Genomic DNA, 23,358 nt, shown 5'->3' on the forward strand with positions numbered 1-23,358 from the left:
GGCTCTCTCTTCGACGGGTCAGGGCGTGGAGGGCTCCGCGGGGGGTTATCACGGAGCGGGAAGGGGGTGCAGTCGGTGCGAGCGATCAGGGGTCTCTGGCGCTGGCGGCGCAATCCGCTGTGCCGCGCGACCGATCTGGCCGAGGCCTGGGCGGCGCTGGCCGCCCTGCTGCTGATCCTCCTGGTCGCCCCGCTGGCCGGATTCCTCGTCGGAGGCGCCGCCCAGGACACGCTGCAGCAGTCCGTCCGGACGCAGCACGAGGCACGGTATCCGGTGACGGCCACGGTGGTCCGCAAGCTGGACCGCTCCCCGCTCGACGCCGACCCGGAGACCTCGACGGGCAGGGATCTGCGCAACCGCGTCCTCGCCGACTGGACCGCCCCGGACGGCACCGCGCACCAGGGCCCGGTCCTGGCGGGCCTCAAGGACCCGCAGCAGGGCGACGAGTTCCGGATCTGGACCGACCGGCACGGCCGGATGGTGGCCCGCCCGCTCGACTCCGCGACGGCGTCGACACACGCGGTCCTCGGCGGCATAGGCGCGGCCCTGGCGGCCGGCGGCCTCGTCGAGGGCGGCAGGCGGCTGATCGTCTGGCGCATGGTCCGCCGCAGGTACGCCCGTTGGGACCAGGCATGGGACAAGGCGGGCCCGGACTGGGGCAGGACGGGCACCGGCAGCTGAGACGGCCTTCCGACTCTGGTCAACCCACCACCCGCGCGCACGCTACGGTGGTCCGGCCGAGACGATCGGCACAACCCGCGCGCGAGCGAGCAGGAGGGGCGCGCCGGTGTCGCTGCCGCGTGCGCGCGCAGGCCCGAGAGGCCGAGCACGGCCGCGACTCACGACACGGGCTGAAGCGCCCCGAGGGCGAACGAGCCATCAGTACGACCGAGGTGGGGGCACAGCTACACCATGGCACAGGGCACGGTCCAGGTGACGCACACCGGTACATCGCGGTGGCGCCGCCGCACGGGTGAGTACGCATCGCTCGCCGCTGCCCTGGAGGCCGCGGCCGACGGAGACGTCCTCACCGTCGCCCCCGGCACCTACCGGGAGAACCTCGTCGTGCAGCGCGCGGTGACCCTGCGAGGCCCCGAGGGCTCCCCCGGCTCGGTGCGGATCGCGCCCGTGGACGGGGTGCCGCTGACCGTGCGCGCCTCGGCGGTGGTGCAGGACCTGCATGTGGAGGGCCAGGACTCGGCCGCCCCGGCCGTCCTGGTGGAGGAGGGCACGCCGGAGCTGCGGGACGTGCGGGTCGTCACGCGCTCGGCGGCGGGGATCGAGGTGCGCGGCAGCGCCCGGCCCACGGTCCGGCGCTGCGCGGTCGACAATCCGGCGGGCGTCGGCATCGCCGTACTCGACGGCGCGGGCGGGGTGTTCGAGGAGTGCGAGGTCGTCGCGGCCGGCCAGTCGGGCGTGGCGGTGCGCGGTGGCGCCCACCCCCGTCTGGAGCGCTGCCGGGTGCACCACACCTCGGGCTCGGGCCTGTCGGCGACCGGGGAGAACTCGGCGCTGGAGGCGGTGGGCTGCGAGATCTACGAAGTCCGGGGCAGCGGGGTGCAGATCACCGGCCGGGCCACCGCGCACCTCACGGACTGCGATGTGCACCGGACGACGGCCGACGGTGTCACGCTGGACACGGACGCCGTGCTGACGCTCGCCGACTGCCGTATCCACGACATCCCGGAGAACGCGGTCGATCTGCGCTCGCGTTCGGTCCTCACCCTGACGCGCACCACGGTGCGGCAGTTCGGGCGCAACGGCCTGTCGGTGTGGGACCCGGGCACGCGCGTGGACGCCAACCAGTGCGAGATCTTCGACAGCACGGGCGACTACCCGGCGGTGTGGGTGAGCGACGGGGCCACGGCGGTGCTCGACTCGTGCCGGGTGCACGACGTGCCGGACGCGCTGTTCGTCCTCGACCGCGGCTCGCGCGCGGACGTCGTCGACAGCGACCTGTCGCAGGTGCGCAACACGGCCGTGTCGGTGAGCGACGGCGCGACCGCCCAGCTCGACGACTGCCGGATCCGGGACGCGGCGACGGGCGCCTGGTTCCGCGACCACGGCAGCGGCGGCACCCTCAGCAACTGCACGCTGGACGGCACCCAGACCGGCGTCATCGTCACCAAGGGCGCCGACCCCACCGTGGAGCGCTGCACGATCGACTCCCCGGCGGAGGCCGGGGTCTATGTCTCGGCCGGTGGCCGCGGCAGCTTCCAGAACTGCCGGGTGACGGGCAGCGGCGGCTACGGCTTCCATGTGATCGACGGCAGCCGCACGACACTCAGGAAGTGCCGCACGGAGCGGTGCGCGCGCGGCGGCTACGAGTTCGCGGACAGCGGCGCGGACGCGGCGTCCGGAACGGGCCCCGTGGTGGAGGACTGCACCAGCGACGAGAGCGCGGGGCTCAGGGCGCCCGCGGCGCGGGAGACGGCCGTGCAGACCGTGAACCACTCCCCCGGTCTGCTGGGCGCCCTCCCGGAGCAGCGCGCCGAACCGGCGCCCCCGGCCCCGGCCGTGGAGCCCGAACAGCCGTCCCGCACCTCCAAGGCGGTCCTCGGTGAACTGGACGCGCTGGTGGGCCTGGAGAGCGTCAAGCGCGAGGTGCGTGCCCTCACCGACATGATCGAGGTCGGCCGGCGCCGGCAGCAGGCGGGCCTGAAGGCGGCGTCGGTCAAGCGGCACCTGGTCTTCACCGGCTCCCCCGGCACCGGCAAGACGACGGTCGCGCGGCTGTACGGCGAGATCCTCGCCTCCCTCGGTGTGCTGGAGAAGGGCCACCTGGTCGAGGTGTCCCGGGTCGACCTGGTGGGCGAGCACATCGGCTCGACCGCGATCCGCACCCAGGAGGCCTTCGAGAAGGCGCGCGGCGGCGTGCTGTTCATCGACGAGGCGTACGCGCTGTCCCCCGAGGACGCGGGCCGCGACTTCGGCAAGGAGGCCATCGACACGCTGGTGAAGCTGATGGAGGACCACCGGGACGCGGTCGTGGTGATCGTCGCGGGCTACACGGCCGAGATGGAGCGCTTCCTGTCGGTCAACCCGGGTGTGGCGTCCCGCTTCTCACGGACCATCACCTTCAGCGACTACGGCCCCGAGGACCTGCTGCGGATCGTGGAGCAGCAGGCCGAGGAGCACGAGTACCGGCTGGCGCAGGGCGCGGCCGAGGCCCTGGGGAAGTACTTCACGGAGCTCCCCAAGGGCCCGGCGTTCGGCAACGGCCGTACCGCGCGGCAGACGTTCGACGCGATGGTGGAGCGGCACGCGAGCCGGGTCGCCCAGGTCGCGGAGCCGAGCACGGACGACCTGACGCTGCTCTACGCCGAGGACCTGCCCGAGTTGCTCTGAGGATCCTCCTCCGGGCCCGGGCAGGGCGGCTCGCCGGGGTGCCGGGGTGCCGGCAGGCCCGGACGCAGCCGGGCCAGCAGCTTGCGGCGTTCCTCGGCGAACGCCGGGTCGGCCTGGTAGTCGGAGTGGCCGAGGATCGGCGCGGGCAGCGGCAGCGGATCCGTGCGGCCGTAGGCGAGTGGGTCCTTCAGAGGGCCGTGGTCGACGTGGTGGCCGCCGTCGCCGGGCAGGCGCATCGGGCCGCCGATGGGGTCGGTGAGCCGGTAGAGGTTGCGCCAGCAGTCGACCTCCCGGTGCAGTGAGCTGAGCGCGGCCGGGCCGAAGTGTGCGGGGAACCAGCGGCCGTAGAGGCGTTCCAGTGGGGAGCCGTAGGTCAGCAGCGCGACCCGTTTGCGGGCGGACGGGGCGAGTTGCCAGGCCGCCGCGGCGGCGAGCACGCTGCCCTGCGAGTGCCCGGAGATGACCAGCCGTCCGCCGGTGGTCCGGGTCCAGGTCGCCATCCGCCAGGTCAGGTCGGGCACGGCGCGTTCGGCGTAGCAGGGCGGGGCGAAGGGGTGGGCGGCGCGCGGCCAGAAGGTGCCGACGTCCCAGAGGATGCCGATGGTGCGGCGGGCCGCCGCGTCCTTGTAGGCGCGTCGGCCCCAGGTGACGAAGAGAATGAAGCCGAGGCCGATCAGCCAGGAGCCGAGGGCCTGGGCGGTCTCCGCTGCGCCGTGGACGACGGGGTAGGTGCCCTGCGCGGCCTCCCCGGGTGTCTCGTCGGTGGTCAGGGCGCCCACCAGTGCTCCGGCGCCGAGCAGCAGGGTGACACCGGAGGTGACGGCGACGATGCGGGGGCCCCGGTCGGTGAGCGCCGCCATCGCGCGGGTGTAGGCGATGCGGCGGGTCCGGGCGCGGTCCTGGGCCTCGTCCGGGTAGTCGCGTGCCACGGCCTCGCGCTCGGCGCGGGCGAGCTGCCAGGCGCGCCGGCCCAGCCAGCCGAAGAGCACCAGGAGCACCACGAGCAGGGGCGGGATGACGGACGCCTGCCAGGTCAGCAGGACCGGTGGGCCGTCGATCGACGTGCCGGTGCCGTCCAGCCAGTCGGACACGCGCTGGGACACGCCGCCCGACATCACCCCGCCCAGGGCGCAGGCCAGCATCGCGACGGCCGGTCCGCCCAGGCCGCGCAGCACGGCCCGCCGGTCGGGGTCGGTGCGGTGCAGGGTGTGAGCGACGACGGCGAGGACGATCACGAGCAGCCCCTGCACCAGGGCGATACCGCCGAAGGTCATGTCGCCCGGCAGCCGTCCGGCCGACTCCCAGCCGGGGCGTTCCCACCCGGCGTACAGCAGGGCGAGGCCGAGCAGGACGAGCGCGGCGAGCGGCAGGCGTCGTACGAGGCGTTCGTCGAGCTCCCGGTCGAGGCGCCTCTCGCTGCGGCCCCGGCGGCACACGACCCACACCACGGCGACCGCGCAGGCCGCGAGGGCCGCCTCCAGGAGCAGGCCGAGGATGTTCAGTAGGGCGGGGCCGCCGGGCTCGCGGTCGCGGCGGGCGGCGGCACTGGCGACCGCGGCCGCGACGGTGATCAGTCCGGCGGCGGTGTGTGCGGCGCGCAGCCGGGCCACCAGCCGGCGTCCGTACCAGAACCCGGGCCGGCCCAGCGCGGTCGGGCTGCCGTACTCGTCGGGCTCGGGGGCGCGGTCGATCGGCTGCTGGGACTCGTAGTCGCTCCAGGTGCGCTTGGACAGGTACCACAGCAGGGCGGTCAGGGCGGTGGGGACGAAGGCGGCGAGGGCGAGCCTGCGGCCGGGGCTGCTCCACCAGCCGCCGTCCGAGACGGCGGGCGAGAGGAAGCCCAGCCAGGAGTGGCGGTCGGCGCACGCGGGGGTGCCCGCGCACTGCCATGCCGCCAGGTCGAGGGCGACCTCGCAGGCCGCCGCGACGAGCAGCACCGTCAGGGTGAGTCCCGCCAGCCGTACCAGGAGGCCGTAGAGGCGCACCGTGCGTCTTCGGCCGCGGGCGGTGGGGCGCATCCAGTGGGCGAGGTTGACGACCATGAACGGCAGCAGCAACAGCCACAGGGCACGGGTGCCGTTGCCGGAGGTCAGGTTGCACCAGACGTAGGCCTCGGGCACCGGTCCGTCGCGGCGGTGGGAGTCGGGGCTGGTCTCCGCGTCGACGTCGTCGGCCCGGCGGAAGACGGCCGCGATGTTGTCGCCGGTGATCCGCACCGTCCGAGGATCGTTGAGCATCTCCTGCGGCGTGGTGCCGCCCACGCCGTGGACCAGGAGTTCCAGGGCGGTCCCGGTCTCGCCGGGCCGCCGGGCGGGCTGGTCCGGCCCCCCGGTCGAGACATGTTCCTGCGCACGTTCCACTGATTCGCACTTCCCCCGTGACACGCCGTCGGCTCTGTCCGTGCGGGCACAAGGATCTCCACTTCTGCGGCGCCGTACACCTCCTGTCACGGAATCTCCCCGATCCGTGATGCAGGGAAGCGACAGATGAGCCGCGAGTGACATGTGCGCGACGAGCGGTCGGTGGCGCCGGCGGCTCCGCGACATGCGAGGATGAGACGTCCGCGCACCGGAGCCCGGGGAGAATGTCCTAGTGGGGGCGGGTGTGCTGGGCGAGTCGGACGGCATTGAGGCGAAAGGACCGGAGCGTACGTGAGCGAGAATCAGAACCTCCTCGCGGAGCAGCGGCGATCCCTGATCCTCGACGAGGTCCGCCGCCGGGGCGGTGTCCGGGTCAACGAGCTGACCCGCAAGCTCGGCGTGTCGGACATGACGGTCCGCCGCGATCTCGACGCGCTGGCCCGCCAGGGCGTGCTGGAGAAGGTGCACGGCGGCGCGGTCCCGGTGGTCGAGGCGAGTACGCACGAACCGGGCTTCGAGGCCAAGTCGGGCCTGGAGCTGACCGCCAAGGAGGACATCGCGCGGGCCGCGGCCAAGCTGGTCACGCCGGGCGCGGCGATCGCCCTGTCGGGCGGAACGACGACGTTCGCGCTGGCGCACCAGCTGCTGGACGTGCCGGACCTGACGGTGGTCACCAACTCGGTGCGGGTGGCGGACGTCTTCCACGCCGCGCAGCGCACCTCGGGCCCGCGGCAGGGCGCTGCCACGGTCGTGCTGACCGGCGGCGTGCGCACTCCGTCCGACTCGCTGGTGGGGCCGGTGGCCGACCAGGCGATCGCGGCGCTCCACTTCGACCTGCTCTTCCTCGGTGTGCACGGCATATCGGTCGAGGCCGGTCTGTCGACGCCGAACCTCGCGGAGGCCGAGACGAACCGGCGGCTCGTGCAGTCGGCCCGGCGGGTGGTGGTGGTCGCCGACCACACCAAGTGGGGCAAGGTGGGCCTGAGTTCCTTCGCCTCGCTGGAGCGGATCGACACGCTCGTGACGGACGCCGGTCTGCCGGACGAGGCGCGCGGGGTGGTCGTGGAGCATCTGCGGCGGCTGGTGGTGGCCGGGGAGCCCGAGGAAGGGGCAGACAGCTGACGGGCCGCCAGCTAGGGTGACGCTTCCGGTCATCGCCCGTTCCGTGCGAGGAGGGCTTCGTCCATGGCTCACCGTCTGCGCCCGGTCGGGCTCGACTTCGCCGGGATCGCGCCCGTGCGGCATGTCTCCGCGCTGGTGATCTCGGCTCCGGTGGAGGCGGTCTACCGTGCGCTGGCGGACGTGCCCGGCTGGGTCGACTGGTTTCCCCAGGTGACGGCCGCCCGCCCGGTCGACGGGGGTGCCGGCCGCGACATCACGCTCAGCGGGGGCGTCCGGTTCCGCGAGTCCGTCATCGCGGCGAAGGAACCCGAGCTGTACGCCTACCGCGTCGACGTCACCAACGTCCCCGGGGTGCGCGCGCTCGTCGAGGAGTGGCGGCTCGCGCCGGCCGGCGACGGCACCCGGGTGCGGTGGACCTTCGCCACCGACGGGACGGCGGCGTACCGGCTCGCCATGAAGCCGATACGGATCGCCCAGGCGCGCGCCTTCCGGGATGCCGTCTCGGCGCTGGGACGGAGGCTGGCGGCCTGATGCCGCGGGCCTGGTCTCAGTCGGGCCAGACGCCCGTCTCCAGCAGCGAGTCGATCGCGGCGGCGTACGGCGTGATGTCCAGCCCCTGGGCGGCCAGCCAGGTGTCCGAGTAGTACTTGTCGAGATACCGGTCCCCCGGGTCGCACAGCAGGGTCACGACACTTCCCTGCCGGCCCTCGGCCACCATCTCGGCGGCGATCTTCAGCGCGCTCCACAGACCCGTGCCCGTCGAGCCGCCCGCCTTGCGGCCGATGGCCCGCTCCAGTGCCCGTACGGCGGCGACACTGGCCGCGTCGGGCACCTTCATCATCCGGTCGATCGCGCCCGGCACGAAGCTCGGTTCCATACGCGGCCTGCCGATGCCCTCGATCCGGGAGCCGCAGTCGTACGTGACGTCCGGATCGCCGGTGGTCCAGCCGTCGAAGAAGCACGAGTTCTCCGGGTCGGCCACGCAGACGCGGGTGTCGTACTGCATGTAGTGGATGTAGCGGGCGAGGGTCGCGGAGGTGCCGCCGGTGCCCGCGGTGGCGACGATCCACGCCGGCTCGGGGTACCGCTCCAGGCGCAGCTGGCGGAAGGTGGACTCGGCGATGTTGTTGTTCCCGCGCCAGTCGGTGGCCCGTTCGGCGTAGGTGAACTGGTCCATGTAGTGGCCGCCGGTCTCCGCCGCGAGACGGGCGGACTCCTCGTACATCGTGCGAGGGTCGTCCACGAAGTGGCACCGTCCGGAGTGGAACTCGATGAGGCGGATCTTCTCGGGGCTCGTCGTGCGCGGCATGACGGCGATGAAGGGAACGCCGATGAGCTTCGCGAAGTACGCCTCGGAGACGGCCGTCGAACCGCTGGAGGCCTCGATCACGGGTCTGCCCGGCCGGATCCAGCCATTGCACAGGCCGTAGAGGAAGAGGGAGCGTGCGAGCCGGTGCTTGAGGCTGCCGGTGGGATGGGTCGACTCGTCCTTCAGGTACAGGTCGATGCCCCACCGCTCCGGAAGAGGGAATGAGAGCAGGTGTGTGTCGGCCGAGCGGTTGGCGTCGGCCTGGACTCTGCGGACGGCCTCTTTCAGCCACGCGCGGTAGCCGGCGTCACTGTGGTCGACGTCGAGGGTCACGCCGGTCCGGGTCTGCTGGGGAGTGCTCACGGGGGTGCTCCTAACGCTGCGCGCCGACGGCACGTCGCGCGGCCGACACCTCGATGATAAGCAGCTTCCGCACGCTTCTCACCTGCATAAACGCATCTTTGAGCCCCCCAAAGCGCCCCCAGGGGCAGAGGCCGGGGCAAGGGGGCGCGCGGTCCCGGGGGCGCTTTCGTGTGTGTGCTGCGGGCGCCCCCCGGCGAGGGGGTCGCACGTACTGGTGCTCGACGCCGGGTGCGGGCAGACTTCACCGCGGGACCGAGGCCCCGCACGGGGTACCGGCAGGGGTACGAGCACCGCCGGAGCAGGCTTCCGAGGCACACTGGAGCAGTACACGGGCCCGTACCGGGCGCCGCGGGGAGCGCGGGCCGGTACACCGAGCGCACAAGGGGGCGGGTGGCATGGCGGAGCCGGAGTTCAAGGCCACGGGCGTGCGGATCGGGAAGCGGCTGCGTTCGCTCACCCGGGCCGGACAGGTCCGGATCAGCGACGGCCGGCTCGAGCTGCTGACCAGTTACGGCAGTGAGATCGACAGCGCGCCGGTACAGGCGGTGCGCGCCTCCAGGCCCTGGTTCGGCCCCGACGGCCGGGCCACGGCGGATCTCAACGGCAATCGGTACCTGCTCACCCTGGGCGATCACGACCCCGCCCCGGGCGAGCCGGGGCCGCCGGCGGCACGGCGCTTCATCGAGGCCGTGCGCCGAGCGGCGGGGCGTGGCGACTGAGATGTCCGCGAGTTGCGGTACCTCACCCCCTGCGTCACTCTGGTCTCACGTCACTCTGGGTTTACCGGCGATAACGCTGCGAACCAGCCCGCCGGCCACGACAGCGGGCGGCAGTGTCCTGAAGGCGCCCTGCTGGATCCGAACTCCGTGTTCTTCCGGACCTCACGTCGGGGAGTCGCAGCCGTGATCAGCTACCCAAACAGACACTGCACGGTGGAGCTTCAAGCTCTGCCGTCGCGGATCGGCCAGGTCCGCAGAATCGTATCTGCGCAGTTGCGCTACTGGCATCTGGACGCCCTCATCGACCGGGCCTCGCTCGGCGTGACGGAGCTGCTGTCCAACGTCCACCGGCATGCCCAGCCCGACAAGACATGCACCGTGGAGATAGAGCTGCTCCTCGACCGGCTCACGGTCTCGGTGCACGACCACGACCCGCGGATGCCCGTGGTGGAGGATCCCCGCGACATCGCGCCGCTGGCGACCTGCGGGCGCGGGCTCGCGATGGTGGCCGCCATGAGCGAGAGCTGGGGCGTCCGGCCGGACGGCGAGTCCGGCAAGGTCGTGTGGTTCACCCTGCCGACGTCCTCCCCCGCCGTGGCCGCGCCGTCGCGCCGGGCGCGGCATCCGGTCCAGGAGAAGGCCGTGCGCAGGTTCGCGGAGGTCGGGCACTCCACCGAAGGGCTCCGGCCCGAACACGCTCCCGCCCGGTCCGCCGTTGCCGGTTGACCGGGCGGTGACCACCGCTCCCGCGGGGCCCTGCCGGGATGTACGCCGCGGTGTGCCGTCCGCCCCGGGACACCCCGCTTCCCGGGTCTGACAGGCCCGCCCCGGCGACCCCGGCGTGGACGGCACCGTCGCCGTCGGCGGTGAGGCGGGGCGCCTCCGTCCACCGGGGCGGACGCCCGGCGCCGTTGAGGGTGTCCAGGCCGGCCGCGCAGTGCATCAGGGTGGACTTGCCGGAGCCCGAGGGCCCCATGATCGCGGTGAAGCGGCCGGCCGGGAAGCTCACGGTCACGCCGTCGAGGGCGCGTACGGCGGTGTCGCCACCGCCGTACACCTTCACCGCGTCGACGACCCGGGCGGCGGGTCGCGTGGTCGTCGTGGCGGTCATCGTGGTCATGCCGTGCCTCCCTTGCGGCCGAACTCCTCGTTCAGCACGGAGAGGCGGCGCCAGTACTCGTCCTCGTCGATCTCGCCGGAGGCGAAGCGGTGGCCGAGCACGGCGATGGGCGAGTCGTTCTCGACGGTGGGCTGCCGCCAGGGGTTGTTCCGGCGTCCGCGCCACACGGTGCGGCGCAGCAGCGCGACGCCGCCGCCGATCACCAGCGCCCAGATCACCGGGAAGAGCAGGATCCACGGGCCGGGCCCGCCGCCGTCGCCGAAGTTCGCCAGGGTCTGCATGTCGTCCAACTCCTCGGATGCGTTGCCGCGCTGTTGTGTGTGCTTCCGAGAGTCGTCCCGCGAGGGGTGCCCGGTCGTCGTACGGCCAGCGGCAGTGTGCGTACCTCGTGGGGAGTAGGCGGGCGGGTCCCGGGTGCTCCTCGCGGCCTCGACTTCTGTAACTACTGGTATGTACAGTGAGGGCATGAGCACCTCGGAACGGCTGATCGAGTCCACCCGCGAGCTGCTGTGGGAGCGCGGCTATGTGGGCACGAGCCCCAAGGCGATCCTGGAGCGCGCGGACGCCGGGCAGGGCAGCATGTACCACCACTTCAGGGGCAAGCCCGACCTGGCGCTGGCCGCGATCCGGCGGACGGCCGAGGAGATGCGGGCTACCGCCGCGGGAGTACTCGACGGCCCCGGAACGCCGTACGAGCGCGTCGAGGCGTATCTGCGGCGCGAGCGGGACGTGCTGCGGGGCTGTCCGATCGGCCGGCTGACCATGGACCCGGACGTGATCGGAAGCGACGACCTGCGTGCCCCGGTCGAGGAGACCCTGGACTGGATCCGCGGGCGCCTCGCCGCGATCGTCGAGGAGGGCAAGGAACAGGGCCAGTTCGTGCCCTCGCTGGACGGCGAGGAGATCGCGGCGGCGGTCGTGGCCACCGTCCAGGGCGGCTATGTCCTCGCCCGCGCCTCCGGCTCCCCCGCCTCGTTCGACGCGGGGGTGCGGGGGTTGCTCTCGCTGCTGGCACCCCGTCCCGCCTGAGGAGGCTTCCGTGCATGCCATGCAGTACGAACTCACCCTGCCCGCCGACTACGACATGGGCGTCGTCCGCGACCGGGTCGCCCGTGTGGGGCGGCTGCTCGACGACTGGGACGGGCTCGGCCTCAAGGCCTATCTGATGCGCGAGCGCGGCCTGCGCGGCTCGCCGGTCAACCAGTACGCGCCCTTCTATCTGTGGAACACCGTCGAAGGCATGAACTCCTTCCTGTGGGGCGGTGGGTTCCAGCGGCTCGGTGACGACTTCGGGCGGCCGTCCGTGCGGCAGTGGACGGGGCTCGCGTATGAGGAAGGGGGCGGGCCTCGGGCGCGGTTCGCGGTGCGGCACCGCCGACCGGTCCCCGATGAAGGGCTGTTGGCGGAGGTGGTGGCGGACGCGGTGGGCGAGGTCCGGCGGCTGGCGGCGGAGGACGGGGCCCTGCTCGCCGCGGCCGCCGTCGACACGAGCCGGTGGGAGCTGGTGCACTTCTCGCTCTGGGAGCACGAGACGCCCAAGGCCGACGGTGACGTGTTCGAGGTGCTGCACCTGTCGGCGCCCGGCCGGACCCGGCTGCCCCAGGGGCGCCACTGGTGAGCGCGATACGCACGGTGCTGGGGGACGTACTCCCCGGAGAGCTGGGCGTGTGCGACGCCCACGACCATCTGTTCTTCGGGAGTCCCCGGCTGCCCGGCCAGGAGCTGCGCAGCGTTGCGGCGGCGCGGGCGGAGCTGACCGCGTTCCGTGAGCAGGGTGGCGGGACCGTGGTGCAGTGGACGCCGTACGGGCTCGGGCGGCGGGCCGCCGATCTGCCGCCGCTGTCCCGGGAGACCGGCGTGCACGTGGTCGCCGCGACGGGGCTGCACCAGGCCGTGCACTACGACGACGACACACTCGCCGGGCTGCGGGGCCGGCTCGCCGACGTCTTCGTCTCCGAACTCACCAAGGGCATCGGGGTGTCGGGGGTACGGGCGGGGCTCGTCAAGGTCGCGGGCGGGTTCCACGCCCTGGACGCGCATGCCCGCTGGACCATGGAGGCGGCGGCGGAGGCGCATCACGCCACGGGGGCGGCCATCGCCGTGCACCTGGAGCTGGGCACGGGCGCACTGGACGTACTGGACCTGCTGTGCGGGGAGTTGGGGGTCCCGCCGCACCGTGTGGTGCTCGGGCATCTCAACCGCTCCCCCGACCTCGTGGTGCACCGGCAGGCCGCGGAGTCCGGCTGCTATCTGGCTTTCGACGGGCCGTCACGCGCCAACCACGCCACGGACTGGCGGATGCCGGACGCCGTACGGGCCCTCGCCGACGCCGGGTTCGGGGACAGGCTGCTGCTGGGCGCGGACACCACCACGGCCGCCGCCCGCTCGGTGGGCGGCGGCCCAGGGATGCCGTATCTGCTGCGCCGGGTGCGGCCCCGGCTGGTCCACGCCGTGGGCGAGGACCTGGTGGGGCGCATCCTCACGGAGAACCCGGGCCGGGTGTTCGCGGTGGAGTGGCGCTGACCTGCGTGGTCGCCGGACTCAGCCTCCGGCCTGGTCACTGTCCTTCAGCTCGCCCCAGCCGTGCCACCGGTCGACCTCGATCCAGGCGCTGACCCGGGGACGGACGCGGTCCGGGTAGGGCTTGCCGATGTAGTGCCGGGCGAGGCGGTCGATGTCGGCCAGGTCCTCGTCGTCGTACATCTCGGTGACCCGGCCGATGAGGGTGACGTGGGTGTACCAGTCGTCGCCGGCGAGGACGGTGAGGGTCACGCGCGGGTCGCGGCGCAGGTGCTTGAGGCGTACGCGGCCCTCGTCGAGATTGATGAGAACACGCCCGTCCTTCCACATGTACCAGGTGGCGGTGGAGACCGGCGTGCCGTCGGAGCGCAGCGTGGCCATGACGCACGGGTTGGGCCGGCTCAGCAGGGCGTCGGCCTCGGGCGGCAGCGGCGGCTTGGACATGAAGGGAACCTCCTAGGAGTCGGGCTTCTCGTCGAAGCTGGCGAAATAGGCGGCGACCATGTCCTCGTCGCCGTGGCCCTGGGCTGCGGCACGCTCCATACGGGTGGCGGCCGCCTCGGCGACGTCCAGGCGGACGCCGTTCTCCGTACCGGCCTGGACGATCAGGCGGGCGTCCTTGGCCGCGGTGGTCACCGCGAACTGGGGCGGTGTGAGCCGGCCGTCGAGGACGAGCTCGGACTTGGCGCGCAGATAGCCCATGTCGAGCGGGCCGCCGGCGACGAGGTCGAAGAAACCGTGCGGGTCGACGTCGAGGGCCTTGGCCAGCGCCAGGGCCTCACCGGCGGCGGCCGTGACGGCGAGGACCCAGCTGTTGGCGACCAGCTTCAGCCGGGTGGCACCCCCCGCCGCCCCGTCCTCTCCGGTCCACACGGTGCGGGCGCCGACGGCGTCGAAGACCGGCGTCACCGTGTCCCGCCCGACAGCGGGCCCGGCGGCGAGCACGGTCAGCTGACCGGCCTCGGCGGGCTGACGCGTGCCCAGGACGGGCGCGTCGTAGAAGACGAGACCGTGCTCGCGGGCGAAGGCGGCCAGATCGGCGATGCCCTCGATACCGGCGGTGGTGGACTGCACCCATGCGACGCCGGGGCGCAGGGCCGGGGCGGCCTCGCGCATCGTCTCCATGGCGGCCGGACCGTCGTAGAGCATGGTCAGGACGACGTCGGTGTCCCGCACCGCCTGCGCGGGCGTGTCGACGATCTGAACGCCCTCGGCGGCCAGCGGCTCGGCCTTGGCACGCGTGCGGTTCCAGGCACGGACGGTGTGTCCGGCCCGGGCGAGGTTGCGGGCCATGGCCGCGCCCATGATGCCGGTGCCCAGGACGCTCACGGTGAGCTTGTCGGTCATTGCGCGTCTACTTCCTCGGTGGTGCGGTGCGGCGGGCGTACTGCCTGTGAACCAGCCTGCCCGCTCGGGGCTCGCCTGCCCGGGAGCGGCGCGGGCACTCCTACGGGGCATGCCCTCTAGGTCAGCGCTCCGAGCGGATCGTCCAGCACCGGCTGCCACGCCAGTTCGGCCGCGCCGACCAGGCTGTTGTGGTCGAGGGTGCACGGGAGGATGGGGACGCCGCCGCTCTGGCCCCAGAGGCTGCGGTCGGCGACGACGGCGCGGAGGCGGTCGGGGTCGGCGTCCAGGAGGGTGCGGTGGAGGCCGCCGAGGATGATGCGGTCCGGGTTGAGGATGTTGACGAGGCCGGCGAGTCCGAGGCCGAGCCGGTCGATGAGGGCCTCGGTGGCGGTGCGTACGCCCGGGTCGTCGTAGTGGTGGCGGACCAGGTCGATGGACTGCTGGAGCAGGGACACCTCGGGGCCCGGGTCGCGGCCCGCCGCCGTGAGGAAGGCCAGCGGGTCTGTCTCGACGTCCAGGCAGCCGCGGCTGCCGCAGTGGCAGGGGCGGCCTTCGGGGTGCACGGTGAGGTGTCCGACCTCGAGGGCGAGGCCTGAACTGCCTCTGTGGAGGCGGCCGTCGAGGACGAGCGCGCCGCCGACGCCCCGATGGCCGGTGGCCACGCACAGCAGGTCGCGGGCGCCGCGGCCGGCGCCGTGCCGGTGCTCGGCGAGCGCGGCGAGGTTGACGTCGTTCGCGGCGAAGGCGGGGCCGTCGATGCCGGCCGCGCGCACCTGCTCGGCGAAGATGTCCCGGACGGGCGCGCCCGCGGGCCAGGCCAGGTGCAGCGGGTTGAGCGCCAGGCCTTCGGGTTCGGCCACCGCGGACGGTACGGCGAGTCCCGCGCCCACGCATCGGCGGCCCGTCTCGCGCAGCAGTTCGGCGCCCGCCGTGACGACGGAGGCGAGCACCTTGGCCGGGTCGGCGTCGACGGTCTCGCAGCCGGGCGCGGTGGCGACGATCCGGCCGCCCAGCCCGACCAGCGCCGCCCGGAATCCGTCGGCGTGCACCTGCGCGGCGAGCGCGACGGGGCCGTTCTCGGCGACGGCCAGCCGGTGCGAGGGCCTGCCCTGGGATCCGGCCGCCGCGCCGGGCCGGGCATCGACCCGGATCAGCCCGAGCGCCTCCAGTTCGGCGGCGACCGCGCCGGCCGTCGCCCGGGTCACTCCGAGCTCGGCGGTGAGGACGGCCCGGGTCGGCGCGCGTCCGGTGTGGACGAGTTCCAGCGCGGGTCCGAGCGCTCCGCGCCCCCGGTCCAGCCGCGTCCTCGAGGTGCTCCCATCCCCCGCCTGCCGGGGGTCCGCCTTCCCGCTCATGAGGGCGAGTCTCCCATGATCCGCCGGGCCGCCGGCCTACAGACCGCTGACCCGGAGCGTGATGTTGAGCCGTCCGGTCAGGCCGAGACCGGCCGGTGCCGTGCCCCCGTGTACCCGGGGAACACCGTGGTAGGCGAGCCGGGACGGGCCGCCGAAGACGAACAGGTCGCCGCTGCGCAGCTCGACGTCGGTGTAGGGCCGGGTGCGGGTCTCGGTGTTGCCGAAGCGGAAGACGCAGGTGTCGCCGAGGCTCAGCGACACCACCGGCGCGTCCGACTTCTCGTCGCTGTCGCGGTGCATGCCCATGCGGGCGTCGCCGCCGTAGAAGTTGATCAGCGCGATGTCGTACTCCGCCGCCTCCGGGTCGCCCAGCGCGTCCCGCACCGCTCGGCGGCCCAGCTCACCGAGCCATTCGGGGAACGGCTTGACCGGGGCGCCGTCGCCGTCGGCCACCGTGCGGGCGTACGGGTACCAGTGCCAGCCCAGACAGACCTGCCGGGCGGTCATCGTGCCGCCGCCGGGTGTGCGGACCGTGCGCAGTCCGGCGGGTGGGCGGGCCCACTCGCGGCAGGCTTCGAGCAGCGCGCGCTGGTGTTCGGCGTCCAGCCAGTCCGGTATGTGCATCGCGCCGGGCGCCACCTGCGTACGGGCCCTGGGGAACAGCTCGCCGTCCATGCTTCCCATCCTGCCCGACACGGCCTGAGCTGCGGCTCGGCTAGCCTTGACCCACGATGAACGACCGTATGACGACGCCGTGGGGCGAGTTCGAGCTGACCCGTTTCCCCGAGGATGCGCGTGACAGGCTGCGTGCCTGGGACGCTTCCGACGAGTACGTGCTGAGGCATCTGGCGCAGGAGCGGGTCCCGCTGTCGGGCACGGTCGTGGCCGTCGGGGACCGGTGGGGCGCGCTGGTGACGGCGCTCGCGGAGCACCGGCCGACGCAGATCACGGATTCCCATCTGACGCAGGAGGCGACCCGGGCCAATCTGGCGCGGCACGGCGTCGAGCCCGGCGCGGTCCGGCTGCTCACCACGCAGGATCCGCCGCCCGACCGCGTCGATGTCCTCCTGGTGCGGGTGCCGAAGAGTCTGGCGCTGCTGGAGGACCAGTTGCTGCGGCTGGCGCCGGCGGTACACGCGGGGACCGTGGTCGTGGGCACGGGGATGGTGAAGGAGATCCACACCTCGACACTCCAGTTGTTCGAGCGGATCCTCGGCCCGACCCGCACCTCGCTCGCCGAGAAGAAGGCGCGGCTGATCTTCTGCACGCCGGATCCCGCGCTGGAGCGGCCCGCCGGTCCATGGCCGTACGTCTACACACTGCCGGACGGCATCGGCCCGGCCGCGGGAGGCACCGTCGTCAACCACGCGGGGGTCTTCTGCGCCGACCGGCTCGACATCGGCACCCGGTTCTTCCTCCGGCATCTGCCGAGCGGCCAGGGGCGACGAGTGGTCGATCTGGGGTGCGGCAACGGCGTGGTCGGTACGGCGGTGGCGCTGGCCGACCCGGAGGCCGAGGTGCTGTTCGTGGACGAGTCGTTCCAGGCCGTGGCCTCGGCGGAGGCGACGTACAAGGCGAACGGGGTGCCGGGGCACGCCGAGTTCCGGGTGGGCGACGGGCTGGCCGGGGTGCCGTCGGGCAGTGTCGACCTGGTCCTCAACAACCCGCCGTTCCACTCCCACCAGGCGACGACGGACGCCACGGCCCGGCGGATGTTCGCCGGGGCGCGGCGCGCGCTGCGGCCGGGCGGCGAGCTGTGGGTGATCGGCAACCGGCATCTGGGCTACCACGTCACGCTGCGGCGGATCTTCGGCAACAGCCGACTGGTCGCCGGCGACCCGAAGTTCGTGGTGCTGAAAGCCGTCAAGCGGTAGCCGGGCCGAGGGTCCGGAGGGTTCTGGCCACCGCCCGTGTCATGGCCTCTCGTGCCACCGTGAGGTAGCCGCGTGGGTCGACGGCCTCGGGGCGCTCGGCGAGGAAGTCCCGGATGGCGCCGGTCAGCGCGATGTTCAGGGCCGTACCGATGTTGACCTTGGCGATGCCGCCCACGACGGCCGCGGTGAGTTCGTCGTCCGGGACGCCGGAGGAGCCGTGCAGGACGAGCGGGACGTCCAGGGCGGCCGACAGGCGCTTGAGGAGGGCGTGGTCGAGGGTCGCGGTGCGGGTGGTCATGGCGTGGGCGCTGCCGATGGCGACGGCCAGGGCGTCCACCCCCGAGTCGGCGACGAAGGCCCGGGCCTCGTCGGGGTCGGTGCGGGCGCCGGGGGCGTGCGCGTCCAGCGGGGGCCTGCCGTTCTTGCCGCCGATCTGCCCCAACTCGGCCTCGATCCACAGCCCTTGGGCGTGCGCCCAGTCGACGGCCGCCCGGGTCGTGGCGAGGTTCTGCGCGTAGGGCAGCCGGGCCGCGTCGTACATCACGGAGCTGAAGCCGGCGTCCGCCGCCTGGTACAGCAGCGCGTCGCTCTGTACGTGGTCGAGGTGCAACGCGACCGGAACGGCGGCGTGTTCGGCCGCGGTGACGGCCGCGCGGGCGAGCGGGAGCAGCTGCCCGCCGCGGAACTTGACCGCGTTCTGGCTGACCTGGAGCACGACGGGGGCGTGCACGGACTCGGCGCCCGCGATGACGGCCTCGACGTGTTCCAGCGTGATGACGTTGAACGAGGCGACGGCCGAGCGGGCCGTCGCGGCGCGGGTGACGAGCTCGCCGGTGGTGGTGAGGGGCACGGTGCCTCCAGGGTCAGTGAACGAGGATCACCGAGGTCAGTGAGCGAGGATCACCGAGCGGGTGAGATGGCGTGGGCTGTCCGGGTCGAGGCCGCGTGAGGCGGCGACCGCGACGGCGAGCCGCTGGGCGCGGACGAGTTCGGCGAGCGGGTCCAGGGCTCCGGCGATCCACAACGCGCCCGTGCCGCGCACCTGTTCGGCGAGACCGTCCGGCGCGTCCCCGAACATCCAGGTCGCGGTGCCGCTCGTGGTGACGCTGATGGGCCCGTGCCGGTACTCCATCGCCGGGTAGGCCTCGGCCCAGGCCAGCGCGGCCTCGCGCATCTTCAGCCCGGCCTCGTTGGCCAGGCCGACGGTCCAGCCGCGCCCCAGGAAGGCGAACTGGGCGCATTCCACCAGGCCTTCGGGGAGCGGCTCCGCCAGGGCGGTGCGCGCGTCGGTGACAGCCGTGTCGGGGTGGAGCCCCAGATGGGCGCGGAGCAGGGTGAGGGCGGTGGTGGCGAACCGGGTCTGTACGACGGAGCGTTCGTCCGCGAAGTCGAGCACCGCGAGCTCGTCGGCCGCCGTCTTCACGGGCGTGTCCGGGTCGGCGGTGATCGCGGTGGTGCGGGTACGGCCCTTCAACCTGCCCAGCAGGTCGAGGACTTCGGTCGTGGTGCCGGAGCGGGTGAGGGCCACGACCCGGTCGTAGCCCCTGCCGTACGGGTATTCCGAGGCGGCGAACGCGTCGGTCTCGCCTTGGCCGGCGTCCTCGCGCAGGGCCGCGGCGGCCTGCGCCATGAAGTACGAGGTGCCGCAGCCGACGATCGCCACCCGCTCCCCCGCCGCCGGCAACACCTCCGCGTACCCCGCCGCCTCCGACGCGGCGCGTGTCCAGCACTCGGGCTGGCTGATCAGCTCATCCTCGACATGCGTCATGCCACACTCTCCGCTCTGATTGTTCCTGCAAGATATCGCCACCTTTCGAGCAACATCAAGCATCAGGCGAGATCGGGTGCGCTAGGGTCGCCCGGAGATCGAGACGTGGAGGTGCGGATGTCGCGCGACGCCCGCTGGAAGGCGCTGCTGGACCTGCTCGTGGAGCGCGGCCGGCTGGACGTCGAGGAGGCGGCCGGGGAGCTCGGGGTGTCGGCCGCGACGATCCGCCGCGACTTCGACGGGCTGGCCGAGCAGCAGATGCTGGTGCGCACACGGGGCGGTGCGGTCGTGCACGGCGTGTCGTACGAGCTGCCGCTGCGCTACAAGACGGCCCGGCACGCCTCCGAGAAGCAGCGCATCGCGAAGGCGGTGGCGGACCTGGTCGTGCCCGGCGAGGCGGTCGGGCTGACCGGCGGTACGACCACCACCGAGGTGGCGCGGGCCCTGGCCGTGCGCGGGGACCTGACGTCCGGGTCGCCCGCGCTGACCATCGTGACGAACGCGCTGAACATCGCCAACGAGCTGGCCGTACGGCCCCAGTTCAAGATCGTGCTGACCGGCGGGGTGGCCCGGGCCCAGTCGTACGAGCTGGTCGGGCCGCTCGCGGACGGGGTGCTCGGGCAGATCACCGTCGATGTGGCGGTGCTCGGCGTGGTCGCCTTCGACGTCACGCACGGGGCGGCGGCGCACGACGAGGCCGAGGCCGCGATCAACCGGCTGCTGTGCGAGCGCGCGGAGCGCGTGGTCGTGGCCGCCGACTCCAGCAAACTGGGGCAGCGCGCCTTCGCCCGGATCTGCGCGGCCGAGGCCGTGGACACGCTGGTCACGGACACGGCGGCCGACACGGAGACGCTGCGGCGCTTCGAGGAGGCCGGGCTTCGGGTCGTCACGGTGTGACACCCGGCCGCTTCCCTTCCGCGGGCCTAAGCTGAATCCAGGCGCTCACCGGGGCAGGGAGGCTGCCATGCGGGGAACAGCGGACGGCCGGCGGTATCTGCCGATCGCCGAGCACGGGCTGATCGGCGATCTGCGCAGCGTGGCCCTGGTGGGGACCGACGGCACGATCGACTGGTACTGCTGCCCTGCCTTCGACGCGCCGAGCGTGTTCGCCTCGATCCTGGACGCGGAGCGCGGCGGCTGCTTCGAACTGGCGGCGACCGTGCCGGCGCGGACCAAGCAGTTCTACTTCCCCGACACCAACGTCCTGATGACCCGGTTCTTCACCGAGGACGGCGTCGGCGAGGTGCAGGACTTCATGCCGCTGGACGGCGAGTCGGCGGAGGCCGAGCGGCACCGGCTGATCCGGCGGGTGGTGTGCGTACGCGGCTCGATCCCGTTCCGTACGCGAGTGGCTCCCCGGTTCGACTACGGCACCCGGCCGCACACCGTCCGGCTGAACGGTGAGACGGCGCTCTTCGAAGCCGACGGGATGGCGCTCGCGCTGACCTCGACCGTGCCGCTGGAGGCCGACGGGCCGGACGTGCGAGGCGACTTCAAGCTCAGCGAGGGCGAGTCCGCCGTGTTCGCGCTGGACAAGGTCGGCGGCGACGTGACGCCCCGCCGGTGTGCGCACACGGAGGCGGAGGAGCAGTTCGCGGCGACGGTGGCGTACTGGCGGCGCTGGCTGGCGTCGTCGCGGTACCGGGGCCGCTGGCGGGAGATGGTGCACCGCTCGGCCCTGACGCTGAAGCTGCTGACGTACGCGCCGACCGGGGCGATCGTGGCCGCGCCGACGACGAGCCTGCCCGAGCGGCTCGGCGGCGAGCGCAACTGGGACTACCGGTACGTGTGGGTGCGTGACGCGGCGTTCTGCGTCTACGCCCTGCTGCGGCTGGGCTTCACCGGCGAGGCCGAGGCGTTCATGCACTTCGTGACCCGGCACATCAGCCCGGGCGACGGCAAGCACTCCGGCCCGCTGCAGATCATGTACGGCATCGACGGGCGCACCGACCTGCCCGAACGCACCCTCGACCATCTGGAGGGCCATGAGGGCTCCGCACCGGTACGGGTCGGCAACGCGGCGGCCGACCAGCTCCAGCTCGACATCTACGGCGCGCTGATCGACTCCATCTACCTCTACGACAAGTGGGCCAAGCCCATCTCCAGCGGCCAGTGGGACGACGTGTGCGCGCTGGTGGACTGGGTGTGCGCGCACTGGGACCAGCCCGACGAGGGGGTCTGGGAGACCCGGGGCGGCCGCAAGAACTTCCTGTACTCGCGGCTGATGTGCTGGGTGGCGATCGAGCGGGCCATCCGGATGGCCACCCGGCGCGGGCTGCCCGCCGATCTGCCGCGCTGGCGGGAGTGCCGGGACACGATCTACCGGCGGATCATGAGCCGGGGCTGGTCCGAGGAGCGCCGGGCCTTCGTCCAGCACGAGGACGGCGACGTGCTGGACGCGGCCGTGCTGATGATGCCGCTGACGAAGTTCATCGCCCCGACGGATCCCAAGTGGCTGTCGACGCTGGACGTGCTCACCGAGGAGCTGGTGTCGGACTCGCTGGTCTACCGCTACGACCCGGAGTCCAGTCCGGACGGTGTGCGCGGTGACGAGGGCACGTTCTCCATCTGCTCGTTCTGGTATGTCGAGGCCATGGTGCACGCCGGCCGGATCGACGAGGCGCGCCTCGCCTTCGAGAAGATGCTGACGTACGCCAACCATCTCGGCCTGTACGCCGAGGAGATCGGCCACACCGGGGAGCAGCAGGGCAACTTCCCGCAGGCGTTCACCCATCTCGCGCTGATCAGCGCGGCCTTCAACCTGGACCGGGCGCTCGGCTGAGGCTCAGTGCCCGTGGCTGTCGTCCGCATGCCCCTCTGGGGTACCCGGTCCGTCGGCCGCCGACCCGCCGGCCCGGACGGTGAAAGCCGCCGTGCGGACCTTTCCCTCGTGCTTGAAGTCGAGGAACAGGCGGTAGGAACCGGCGCTGGGTGCCGTGGCCGTGAACGAGACGTCCGGGCCGGGCCGGGTGGTGCCGTCGCCGGGTTCGCCGTTGGGATGGACGTGCAGGTAGGCGAGGTCGCCGGAGCGCAGGGCGACCAGGTGGCCGTACGCGCCGAGGTAGGGCTGGAGGTCGGTGACGGGCTTGCCGGCCCGGGAGACCTTCAGTTTCAGTTCGCTCGCCTTGCCCGGGCGCAGGGCGCCGGCCAGCTCGACCTCGTAGCCGTTGGTCTCGGCCGTGGTTGTCGCCTGCGGGAGTTTCTCCGGCTGGTACGGGCCGGAGGCGGCGAGGTCCGCGCCGAGGGTGAGGTTCCGGGCGTCCTTCTTCGCCGGGGTGAAGTCGGCGAAGACGCGGTATCCGCCCGCGCGGGGCAGGTCGACGGGGATGCTCCAGGTGCCGTCGGCGGCGCGGGTGGGGTGCAGGTGACGGTAGGTGGCCAGGTCGCGTGAGGCCACGATGAGGTGGAGTTCCTTCTCGTGTTCGCGCTCGTATGCGGTGACGGCCCGGCCGCTGCCGTCCCGGACGGTGAAGCGCAGGTCGGCCCGCTGTCCGGCGGTGACGCGCGGGGTCTCGAGGTCGAGGGTGTAGCCGCCCTCGGAGATCTGGAGTCCGCCGGCCGGGGGCGTCTCGTGTCCGGCGTGGCCGCCGCTCTCCTCCGGCTCCGGTGCGGGCCGGGTGTGCTCGTCCTCGTGTTTCGGCGGGCGGTCGGCGACGACGGGGTCGATGCCCTGTCCGACGCCGTAGGCCGTGCCGAACGTCGCGGCCAGCGCGGCGGCGAAGGTGGTGATCTTCAGTCCGGTGTTCATGGCCGGCGTCTCCTCCAAGAAGCGGGCCTCCCGCTCGGATGCGGGGCCTCCATGCAGTTCACCATACCCCTAGGGGGTATCGAGTCAAGCTGTTCTCGCGCTTGCATCCTATACCCCTCAGGGGTATACAGGAACTCGGCGAGGGATACCCCCGCCCCGTATTCTCCGGAAGCACCCCTAGGAGGCACCGATGCCCGCCACCACCTACGCCGTCGCCGGAATGTCCTGCGGTCACTGCAAGGCCACGCTGACCGAGGCCATCGGCGGGCTGGACGGCGTCAGCGGCGTCGACGTCGATCTCGGCACCGGACGCGTCACCGTCACCAGTGCCGCCGAGCCCGACGACGCCGCGATCGCGGAAACCGTCGACGAGGCCGGCTACGAGCTGACCGGGCGGGTCTGACC

At 72.9% G+C, this 23,358-nt stretch carries 23 protein-coding genes and 1 pseudogene; 13 read left to right on the forward strand and 11 right to left on the reverse strand.

Annotated elements, in window-relative coordinates; all coding sequences use genetic code 11:
* The first annotated feature begins 75 nt into the window (after positions 1 to 75).
* Both OHU35_RS03915 and OHU35_RS03920 read left to right on the forward strand, forming a co-directional pair.
* A complete protein-coding gene (locus OHU35_RS03915) occupies positions 76 to 681 on the forward strand; it encodes a hypothetical protein (protein WP_405504645.1) in 606 nt (201 codons plus the stop codon).
* 231 nt (positions 682 to 912) lie between these two features.
* On the forward strand, positions 913 to 3,348 hold the full coding sequence (locus tag OHU35_RS03920) for a right-handed parallel beta-helix repeat-containing protein (RefSeq protein ID WP_405504647.1): 2,436 nt from the start codon (positions 913 to 915) through the stop codon (positions 3,346 to 3,348).
* On the opposite strand, the gene OHU35_RS03925 is transcribed toward OHU35_RS03920, so the two are convergent.
* Positions 3,318 to 5,708 (reverse strand): hypothetical protein, encoded by a 2,391-nt coding sequence (locus tag OHU35_RS03925; RefSeq protein WP_405504648.1) that lies wholly within the window; start codon positions 5,706 to 5,708, stop codon positions 3,318 to 3,320. The two genes, OHU35_RS03920 and OHU35_RS03925, sit on opposite strands and share 31 nt — an antisense overlap.
* A 291-nt stretch (positions 5,709 to 5,999) precedes the next feature.
* Here OHU35_RS03925 and OHU35_RS03930 point away from each other — a divergent pair, with 291 nt between their 5' ends.
* Positions 6,000 to 6,830 (forward strand): DeoR/GlpR family DNA-binding transcription regulator, encoded by an 831-nt coding sequence (locus OHU35_RS03930; RefSeq protein ID WP_405504650.1) that lies wholly within the window; start codon positions 6,000 to 6,002, stop codon positions 6,828 to 6,830.
* A 63-nt stretch (positions 6,831 to 6,893) separates the two neighbouring features.
* Positions 6,894 to 7,361: an SRPBCC family protein gene (locus OHU35_RS03935; protein ID WP_189730595.1), complete on the forward strand. Its 468-nt coding sequence runs from the start codon at positions 6,894 to 6,896 to the stop codon at positions 7,359 to 7,361.
* Between the two features lie 16 nt (positions 7,362 to 7,377).
* Here OHU35_RS03935 and OHU35_RS03940 read toward each other — a convergent pair whose 3' ends face one another.
* Positions 7,378 to 8,502, reverse strand: coding sequence for a PLP-dependent cysteine synthase family protein (locus OHU35_RS03940; protein WP_189730593.1), 1,125 nt, complete (start codon positions 8,500 to 8,502; stop codon positions 7,378 to 7,380).
* A 395-nt stretch (positions 8,503 to 8,897) separates the two neighbouring features.
* On the opposite strand from OHU35_RS03940, the gene OHU35_RS03945 reads away from it, so the two are divergent.
* On the forward strand, positions 8,898 to 9,221 hold the full coding sequence (locus OHU35_RS03945; RefSeq protein WP_189730591.1) for a hypothetical protein: 324 nt from the start codon (positions 8,898 to 8,900) through the stop codon (positions 9,219 to 9,221).
* Positions 9,222 to 9,404: 183 nt separating this feature from the next.
* Positions 9,405 to 9,947, forward strand: a complete 543-nt coding sequence (locus OHU35_RS03950; RefSeq protein WP_359895621.1) for an ATP-binding protein — start codon at positions 9,405 to 9,407, stop codon at positions 9,945 to 9,947.
* Between the two features lie 187 nt (positions 9,948 to 10,134).
* On the opposite strand, the pseudogene OHU35_RS03955 reads toward OHU35_RS03950, so the two are convergent.
* Both OHU35_RS03955 and OHU35_RS03960 read right to left on the reverse strand, forming a co-directional pair.
* Positions 10,135 to 10,332: pseudogene (locus OHU35_RS03955) on the reverse strand (ATP-binding cassette domain-containing protein); the annotation flags it as partial.
* A gap of 5 nt (positions 10,333 to 10,337) precedes the next feature.
* The gene (locus OHU35_RS03960) at positions 10,338 to 10,622 is read right to left on the reverse strand and encodes an SHOCT domain-containing protein (RefSeq protein ID WP_359895620.1); all 285 of its coding nucleotides are present in this window, start codon (positions 10,620 to 10,622) and stop codon (positions 10,338 to 10,340) included.
* A gap of 184 nt (positions 10,623 to 10,806) precedes the next feature.
* Between OHU35_RS03960 and OHU35_RS03965 the strand changes: the two genes are divergently transcribed.
* From OHU35_RS03965 to OHU35_RS03975, 3 genes are read left to right on the forward strand one after another with little or no spacing between them, the layout of a single operon-like run.
* A complete protein-coding gene (locus tag OHU35_RS03965; protein WP_405504654.1) occupies positions 10,807 to 11,370 on the forward strand; it encodes a TetR/AcrR family transcriptional regulator in 564 nt (187 codons plus the stop codon).
* A 10-nt stretch (positions 11,371 to 11,380) separates the two neighbouring features.
* Positions 11,381 to 11,959, forward strand: a complete 579-nt coding sequence (locus tag OHU35_RS03970) for a DUF4865 family protein (RefSeq protein ID WP_405504656.1) — start codon at positions 11,381 to 11,383, stop codon at positions 11,957 to 11,959.
* Complete coding sequence (locus OHU35_RS03975; protein ID WP_405504658.1) at positions 11,956 to 12,864, forward strand: phosphotriesterase; 909 nt, start codon at positions 11,956 to 11,958, stop codon at positions 12,862 to 12,864. Before OHU35_RS03970 ends, OHU35_RS03975 begins: the two co-directional genes overlap by 4 nt.
* Positions 12,865 to 12,882: 18 nt before the next feature.
* Here OHU35_RS03975 and OHU35_RS03980 read toward each other — a convergent pair whose 3' ends face one another.
* The 4 genes from OHU35_RS03980 to OHU35_RS03995 all read right to left on the reverse strand — a co-directional run bounded on the left by OHU35_RS03980 (position 12,883) and on the right by OHU35_RS03995 (position 16,238).
* The gene (locus OHU35_RS03980) at positions 12,883 to 13,305 is read right to left on the reverse strand and encodes a PPOX class F420-dependent oxidoreductase (protein ID WP_189730578.1); all 423 of its coding nucleotides are present in this window, start codon (positions 13,303 to 13,305) and stop codon (positions 12,883 to 12,885) included.
* 12 nt (positions 13,306 to 13,317) lie between these two features.
* Entirely contained in the window at positions 13,318 to 14,208 is an 891-nt protein-coding gene (locus OHU35_RS03985) for an NAD(P)-dependent oxidoreductase (RefSeq protein WP_405504660.1), read from the reverse strand.
* Between the two features lie 116 nt (positions 14,209 to 14,324).
* The gene (locus OHU35_RS03990; RefSeq protein ID WP_189730573.1) at positions 14,325 to 15,563 is read right to left on the reverse strand and encodes an ROK family protein; all 1,239 of its coding nucleotides are present in this window, start codon (positions 15,561 to 15,563) and stop codon (positions 14,325 to 14,327) included.
* A 36-nt stretch (positions 15,564 to 15,599) separates the two neighbouring features.
* Positions 15,600 to 16,238, reverse strand: coding sequence for an alpha-ketoglutarate-dependent dioxygenase AlkB family protein (locus OHU35_RS03995; protein WP_405504662.1), 639 nt, complete (start codon positions 16,236 to 16,238; stop codon positions 15,600 to 15,602).
* Between the two features lie 68 nt (positions 16,239 to 16,306).
* Here OHU35_RS03995 and OHU35_RS04000 point away from each other — a divergent pair, with 68 nt between their 5' ends.
* Positions 16,307 to 17,437 (forward strand): methyltransferase, encoded by a 1,131-nt coding sequence (locus tag OHU35_RS04000; RefSeq protein WP_189730692.1) that lies wholly within the window; start codon positions 16,307 to 16,309, stop codon positions 17,435 to 17,437.
* On the opposite strand, the gene OHU35_RS04005 is transcribed toward OHU35_RS04000, so the two are convergent.
* Positions 17,427 to 18,287, reverse strand: coding sequence for a ketose-bisphosphate aldolase (locus OHU35_RS04005; protein ID WP_405504664.1), 861 nt, complete (start codon positions 18,285 to 18,287; stop codon positions 17,427 to 17,429). The genes OHU35_RS04000 and OHU35_RS04005 overlap by 11 nt on opposite strands.
* A gap of 36 nt (positions 18,288 to 18,323) precedes the next feature.
* On the reverse strand, positions 18,324 to 19,205 hold the full coding sequence (locus OHU35_RS04010; RefSeq protein WP_189730567.1) for an SIS domain-containing protein: 882 nt from the start codon (positions 19,203 to 19,205) through the stop codon (positions 18,324 to 18,326).
* Between the two features lie 117 nt (positions 19,206 to 19,322).
* Here OHU35_RS04010 and OHU35_RS04015 point away from each other — a divergent pair, with 117 nt between their 5' ends.
* Both OHU35_RS04015 and OHU35_RS04020 read left to right on the forward strand, forming a co-directional pair.
* Positions 19,323 to 20,102, forward strand: coding sequence for a DeoR/GlpR family DNA-binding transcription regulator (locus tag OHU35_RS04015; protein ID WP_189730565.1), 780 nt, complete (start codon positions 19,323 to 19,325; stop codon positions 20,100 to 20,102).
* Between the two features lie 67 nt (positions 20,103 to 20,169).
* The gene (locus OHU35_RS04020) at positions 20,170 to 21,987 is read left to right on the forward strand and encodes a glycoside hydrolase family 15 protein (RefSeq protein WP_189730563.1); all 1,818 of its coding nucleotides are present in this window, start codon (positions 20,170 to 20,172) and stop codon (positions 21,985 to 21,987) included.
* 3 nt (positions 21,988 to 21,990) lie between these two features.
* On the opposite strand, the gene OHU35_RS04025 is transcribed toward OHU35_RS04020, so the two are convergent.
* Complete coding sequence (locus OHU35_RS04025; RefSeq protein WP_359895614.1) at positions 21,991 to 22,953, reverse strand: hypothetical protein; 963 nt, start codon at positions 22,951 to 22,953, stop codon at positions 21,991 to 21,993.
* A 190-nt stretch (positions 22,954 to 23,143) separates the two neighbouring features.
* On the opposite strand from OHU35_RS04025, the gene OHU35_RS04030 reads away from it, so the two are divergent.
* On the forward strand, positions 23,144 to 23,356 hold the full coding sequence (locus OHU35_RS04030) for a heavy-metal-associated domain-containing protein (RefSeq protein ID WP_189730559.1): 213 nt from the start codon (positions 23,144 to 23,146) through the stop codon (positions 23,354 to 23,356).
* Positions 23,357 to 23,358 lie beyond the last annotated feature (2 nt).

This window comes from Streptomyces purpurascens (assembly GCF_045040895.1).
GTDB classification, from domain to species: Bacteria; Actinomycetota; Actinomycetes; order Streptomycetales; family Streptomycetaceae; genus Streptomyces; species Streptomyces purpurascens.